Annotated in this window: 3 protein-coding genes; 1 reads left to right on the top strand and 2 read right to left on the bottom strand. The window is 38.9% G+C overall.

The genetic code is table 11. The features are described from left to right. The first annotated feature begins 530 nt into the window (after nucleotides 1–530). On the top strand, nucleotides 531–1,076 hold the full coding sequence (locus ACQR30_RS07915) for a ferritin-like domain-containing protein (RefSeq protein WP_429733737.1): 546 nt from the start codon (nucleotides 531–533) through the stop codon (nucleotides 1,074–1,076). Between the two features lie 402 nt (nucleotides 1,077–1,478). On the opposite strand, the gene ACQR30_RS07910 is transcribed toward ACQR30_RS07915, so the two are convergent. Beyond that, nucleotides 1,479–3,698, bottom strand: coding sequence for an amylo-alpha-1,6-glucosidase (locus ACQR30_RS07910; protein ID WP_429733735.1), 2,220 nt, complete (start codon nucleotides 3,696–3,698; stop codon nucleotides 1,479–1,481). An 84-nt stretch (nucleotides 3,699–3,782) separates the two neighbouring features. Beyond that, nucleotides 3,783–4,565, bottom strand: a 783-nt coding sequence (locus ACQR30_RS07905; RefSeq protein WP_429733732.1) for a glycosyltransferase, incomplete at its 5' end; no start/stop codon positions are given.

Here is a 4,565-nt window from a genome sequence, read left to right as displayed (position 1 = left end):
TCTAAGGCAAAGCAAATTGTTTTATCGCAATCCCCCAACTTTTTAACTTGATCCGTTTTTTGGGCAGGGCGGATTTGTAAAATTCATCCCCATTTTTTTTTGACCCTTTGAAATTCGAATGCGAAAAATGAAATCATTTGGCAGAAAAAAAATATTATGGGCACTTTGTAAAAATTGTTGGATTGACAATCAATTACTTAGTGATTTTGGTCGTTTCCCCAAAGACGCCGGGCAAAGGTTTTTTTGGCATCAGAATATTATGCCCTTTCCGCAAGTTTCTTTGCGTTGATCCTTTTTTTCTCTCTGTAATTTGAAGAAAACCAATGGGGTTTTCTTTGCACATATTGGGTCGGAAAGACCACACTGAAATTAAGCGAATTGGTGGGACGAATTATTTCCACTGCTTTTAGCCCTTTGATTCCGATCTATTTTTTGGGTGGTAATTTTAGGAACGACTTTAGTATACTAGGCAGAGAGAGGAATTTTAATTCCATTTTAAATCTTTCTATTTAAAACCTAAAAAAAACACTATGGAAAAGGAACAGACAAAAAAGGCAAAAGGGAAAGTCTCTGAAAAGATGGCAAACTCTAAATTTCATTCACTATTCGTAGATAACTTAAAAGATATCTACTGGGCGGAGAAACATCTTGTAAAAGAACTTCCTAAAATGAGTGCATCTGCCACCTCAAATGTATTAAAGGAATGTATTGACGACCATTTAGAGGAAACTAAGGAACACGTCTCCCGATTGGAAAAAGCTTTTGAGCATTTAGGTCTGGAGCCGGAGGCAAAAAAATGCGAGGCTATGGCTGGGCTTGTTAAAGAAGCTCACGAATTGATTGACGAAACGCAAGATGACTCAATGGTACGCGACTGCGGGATAATCTTAGCGGCTCAAAAAGTAGAACACTATGAAATAGCCACCTATGGTTCTTTGGCGGCCTGGGCTCAAAAGATGAAACATAACAACGTCGCGAAGTTGCTGTTAAGTACATTAGAAGAAGAAAAGAATGTGGATGAAAAATTAACAGAAATTGCTGACGATGATGTCAACGAACAGGGTGCCGAAGAGTAACCCAAAACTTTTAAACGTGAAGTCCGGAGACGGAAAAAGTTTACCGGACTTACGTTTCAATTTTTAGGCGGTTATTATTAAAATATAAGGACTAGCCGCAAATTGGTTTGCAGGAGTTTTTTCTAAAGTGGTTATAAGAACCTATTAAATAAATTACGTTCGAAGAATTTCATACGATATACAAATATCTTTTAGATTGTAATGTAACAACATTTTCCGTTTGATGCTGTTGTCGACTTCTTATATTTACGGCTTCACCGCCGCTATTTCCAGAATATGGTTATCATCTTGGTAAGCAGTGCCTGATGCCTATTTTGTGCATCAATTACATGAGGCTGGTAATGGCAGCGGTCACTAGCGATCGCATTTCTAATGCAGAAAATCCTCTTAGTAATGACCGTATTATTTCGAACCGGCTTGTATTTTACATTGCCATCCCTCGGGCAAACCTTCCACTTGAATATCAGCATAAGAACCCATATTCACGCATTGAACGGTGCATGACTTTGTTCCCACTTTCAACTGATTGACAAAGAGCTGAGCAACATTTTGAGGAAGAACCGGTGAATGAAACGTAATCGTTTTCTCCAGTGCATTAATTTCCAATCCGAGACATGCTTGCAATAGTAGGAATACAGATCCAACGGCCCATGCTTGCGGAGAACACGCTACCGGATAAGCCGTAGGACCCTCACAATTTCTTTTATTCATTCCACAAAATAATTCGGGAATGCGATGTAGTTCCATCCAAGTGGAGACTTCAAAAAAACCATTGAATATTTTTAGTACTTCCTCCTTATAGCCATATTTCGAAAAGCCCATTGCAATAATTGCATTGTCGTGTGGCCAAATAGAACCATTATGATAAGACATCGGGTTATACTTAATGCTTCCTTTAGCAAGTGTCCGAACTCCCCATCCACTATACATTTCTGTTGACATAAGACTATTTCTTGTTTTAAGAGCTTTTTCGCTTTCAGCAATGCCGGTAAACAGGCAGTGGCCCGCATTGGAAGCTAGGACATTACAGGGTTTTTTTTCTCCATCAAGCGCTAGAATATAGCTTTGTATGTTTTCATTCCAAAAGATTCTGTTAAACGCAAGCTTTAGGGATTCACTTTGCGTTCGTAATTTGACCGCAAGTTCTTCTAAGCCTAGATCTTTCGCTATAACAGCGGCATAGATTTTTGCTTGGAAGACATAGCCCTGCACTTCACATAAAGCAATCGAACCGCTAGCCAAAGTACCATCGACGTGCATGATAGCATCAACAGAATCCTTCCATCCCTGATTTGTCAACGCGTCTGGATTATTCTGACTATATTCAATAAAGCCATCGCCGTCTTCATCTCCGTGCAAATCAATCCAGTCCAGCGCTTTTTCAATGGCCGGCCAGATTTGTTCGATGAAGGTTAGGTCAGCTGTTCTTTCATAGTACATGCCAGCTAGAATTATAAATAATGGCGTCGCATCCACTGTCCCATAGTACTGTTTAAATGGAACTTCTCCTGTATTGGCCATTTCTCCTTCCCGGGCTTCATGTAAGATTTTACCTGGTTGTGCATCCTGTAGGGGATTATGATATTTAGCCTGCGTCGCTGCAAGAAATGTCAATACATCCCTTGCCAAGTGCGGTGTAATCCACAGAAGTTCAATGGCTGTGATAATTCCATCTCGGCCAAAAGGTGTATTATACCATGGAACTCCTGCAAAAGGATATGTATAAGAACCTATTTTGGCTTGTAAGGAAAATAGATCAATATAAGAGCGATTAAGCCATAGATTCAATTGAATATTAGAGGAAGATATTTTGGCTTCTGAATTATCTTCCTGCGCCTTGTCATGCAGAATCTTTTTCTTAGCCTCGTCAAAATCTACTTTTTGTTCTTGCATTTCGTCTATTTCAAAAAGCATAGAAAGTTTTAAGGAAAATTCTTTTCCGGGCTGAAGGACTACAGGTATTCTGAGTTCACTCTGCTCTAGTTGGCCCTTGGAATGTTGGTCAAATTGAATGATGGCTTTCCTTTCGAGGTTATCTTTACCTTGATAGATAATGGTGACCCGCTGTTGGCCGTTGTCAGTTTTATAGATAATAGGGCCTTTTCTTAATTTTCGTTTTGTTCCTCTGATCTCAAAGATATCCTTAAAATCTCCATCAAAACTGAACGCAAGAGTAAATTGGCAGTCACTCTCGTTGTAATTGACGCACGTGATTTTTTCGAAAAAGCCATTTTCGCGGATAAGCTGATGACGGAAGATATGTAAAGTATTCTCAGGTATTTTCCCCTCTTGTAATACCGGATTTGTCAAATCGATAGACAGGATGTTGTTATTCTCTTTGATAGTACTGCCGAGAAGAAGAGGTTTTTTTGAATCGATTTTTAAAAGCCAATGGTTGATAAATCGTGTCCCCCGGTGGTAGATGCCGTGAGGGGTTTTGCCATCCGAATAGATATTGCCCCATCTGTCAAAAATGGCGAAGCTATTTGAATGGTTTAGGACATGTGTGGAATTATCCACATGAGTACTATCAGATTGTATGTGGAATTTATCATGCTGAAGCTTATGTTCTTGTTGTGATTTTAAAGTTCGCCTAGTTAAATCATTATTTAAAGTTTTCATGTCCTTTCATTTTTGAATAATTATGCTAATAGATAGGGATCATTAATTTAGATGTTTAAATGAATAAGCATTGTATAAATAATTTTAGGTGCATTTTATTTTTGGGAAAGCATTGTCTAATACCTTTAAGGTGTGGTAACTTTTCTGGCTCAATATTTTATGATAAACCTCCAGATAATGGTTTGCCATTCTATGGGCAGTGAATTTCTCTTCAAAACATCGACGAATTTCTTTGCGATTTAATTGGTCGAGCGATCTAATGGCAATAAGTGCTTCATCAACATTATGCGCAATAAATCCATTGACGCCGTGTTCTATAATTTCTCTAACCGAGCCCATTGGGTAGGCTATAATTGGCGTACCGCAGCTCATGGCTTCTATGAGAACCATCCCAAAAGGCTCAGCCCATTGAATCGGGAACAAAAGTGCTTTTGCATTACCTAAGAATTCCGTTTTTTGTGTTTCATTAATTTCTCCTATAAATTCAATAAGAGGATGGTTTAGTAAGTGCTTGATGTTATCTTCAAAATAGCTTATCTCCGTCCGATCAATTTTAGCTGCTATTTTTAAAGGAATTTTAGCCTCAATCGCCAAAGCAATAGCTTCTTGCACGCCTTTTTCAGGTGATATTCTTCCTAAAAAAGCGAGATATTCGCCATTACCATTTCCGATATGATGGAGGTGAATTGGAAGTCCATGATAGACTGTATCTACCCAATTGGCGTTTGGTAAAGGCAGTCGTTGGTTATCAGAAATGGAAACGATGGGCTCATTGGGGAAACTCCGATAAATGGCCTGCAGTTCAGAAAGATCTTGTCGTCCATGCAAAGTGGTAATGTGTGGAATCTTATGCTGCTCCAACCACGG

This window comes from Arachidicoccus sp. (assembly GCF_050436765.1).
In the GTDB taxonomy this organism is placed as follows: domain Bacteria; phylum Bacteroidota; class Bacteroidia; order Chitinophagales; family Chitinophagaceae; genus Arachidicoccus.
The sequence above is the reverse complement of the archived record's forward strand: the minus strand, read 5'-3'. Positions and strand labels throughout refer to the sequence as shown.

Bases quoted from the DNA above. Each gene is read 5' to 3' on its own strand.
- ACQR30_RS07915 (WP_429733737.1), top strand. From the start codon at position 531: ATGGAAAAGGAACAGACAAAAAAGGCAAAAGGGAAAGTCTCTGAAAAG.
- ACQR30_RS07910 (WP_429733735.1), bottom strand. From the start codon at position 3,698: ATGAAAACTTTAAATAATGATTTAACTAGGCGAACTTTAAAATCACAA.